The sequence below is a fragment of the Blastococcus mobilis genome (genome assembly GCF_900188025.1).
Lineage (GTDB): Bacteria > Actinomycetota > Actinomycetes > Mycobacteriales > Geodermatophilaceae > Blastococcus_B > Blastococcus_B mobilis.
Genome location: NZ_FZNO01000076.1, coordinates 1 through 1,476, shown reverse-complemented (window position 1 = coordinate 1,476; position 1,476 = coordinate 1). Strand labels below are relative to the sequence as shown.

At 70.7% G+C, this 1,476-nt stretch carries 1 protein-coding gene; it reads right to left on the bottom strand.

Features of this window, described 5'->3' with window-relative positions:
* A partial coding sequence (locus tag CHB94_RS24300; RefSeq protein ID WP_089339105.1) for a metallophosphoesterase family protein occupies positions 1-1,243 on the bottom strand: 1,243 nt, incomplete at its 3' end.
* Positions 1,244-1,476 lie beyond the last annotated feature (233 nt).

Here is a 1,476-nt window from a genome sequence, read left to right as displayed (position 1 = left end):
GGCAGATCGCTTCCTTGTGCTCCACCCGGCAGTGTCCCCCGGGCTGCGGTCTGCCGGTCACGTCGCGAAGCGTGGCGCTCCAGCCGGCCGAGCCCCGTTCCAAGGTGACGAACCCGTGCGCGGAGGTGATGGTGGCGTCCGTGAGGACGGCGCCTGCGACGTCCATGCCGACGACGTCCTGGTCGATGTCGGGCAGCAGCAGTGTGCCCCCGATCCCGGCGACCAGCTGAGGCGCCCGGGCTCCTCCGAAGCTGAGTACCTCGGCCAGGTGGATGTGTCCGGTGAGCACCAACTGCACGCCGGGCGGCAAGGAGTTGTTCGACGCCTGCTGCAGCGTGGCGTTGAAGACCTCCAGACCTGTCCCAGCCGTGGCCGGCTCCAGGCCCCACAGCGGACGGTGGCTGAGCAGCCAGGCCTCCTCACCGGCCTGGCCGCTGAGGCTGTTGAACTGCTGGGCGAAGTCCTGGACGACCGGCGGGCTGGGATCGGTGTCGTCAGCCCGGACCGTGTCCATCACCAGCAGTCTCAACCCGCCGAGGGGGACCGTGTAGGGGTCGGTCCGATCGGTGCAGGACACCGCCGGCCGAGGCTCGAGGAAGCGGAACCACCCCTCCCCCGCCCGGGCACAGCTCTCGTGGTCGCCGCGCACGAAGACCCACGGAGCGGCCGCGAGCGCCGGAGCGGCCGGGGTGAAGAAGTCAGCGGCCCAGGTGTCCCAGTTCTGACCCCAAGGGCTGCCGGCACATCCGGCCTCGTCGGCTGGGCACGGTTCCTCCCGGTAGAGGTAGTCGCCGACGTGGACGATCAGGTCGGGGCGGTACTCGGCCAGGCTCCGGGCGATCCGGGCGAACGGCCACTGCTGGGGATCGTTGCAGGCCTGGAAGCCGTCGACCTGCTTCAGCCGGCACCCGGTGTCACCGAGGACGGCGATCCTGCGGGGCGGATGGTCCGGCACCACCAGTCGACGTCCGGCCACGTCGGCCCGTCGCTCTCCCTTCGGCAGCACGGCCTCGCAGGAGCGAATCGGGAATGCCGGACCCGGAGCAGCACGCTCCGTCATCGGCACGGTGCTGTTCCCGATCGCGGCGCGTGGGCAGACCTCCGCATGGGTGATCGCGCGGAGCAGCAGGGAACCGTCAGGACCGAACTGCAACCACGCCGCGTCGACCTGCGCTGGTCCCGGTGTGGAGGCGTTGGCCGGCCCGCTGACCAGGGCGAAAAGCATCAGCAGGACGATCGACATCGTTCCGGATGGGGGCAGAACTCGCGAGCGCATCGGTCGTTCCTGTCCGCCGAGACAGACGTCCGCTCAGGATGGGCCGGTGGGGCCGCCACGGGCGTGCTGCAGCCGGACGGACGCAGGGCCACGACCATTCCGAGCGAACCGGACCTGCGGCACGGTAGGTGAGGACGACGCGTGAGGGAAGGCCAACCGCCCGGGCACGGCTGGCAGTTCACGTGTCCCGTTCGGACGCC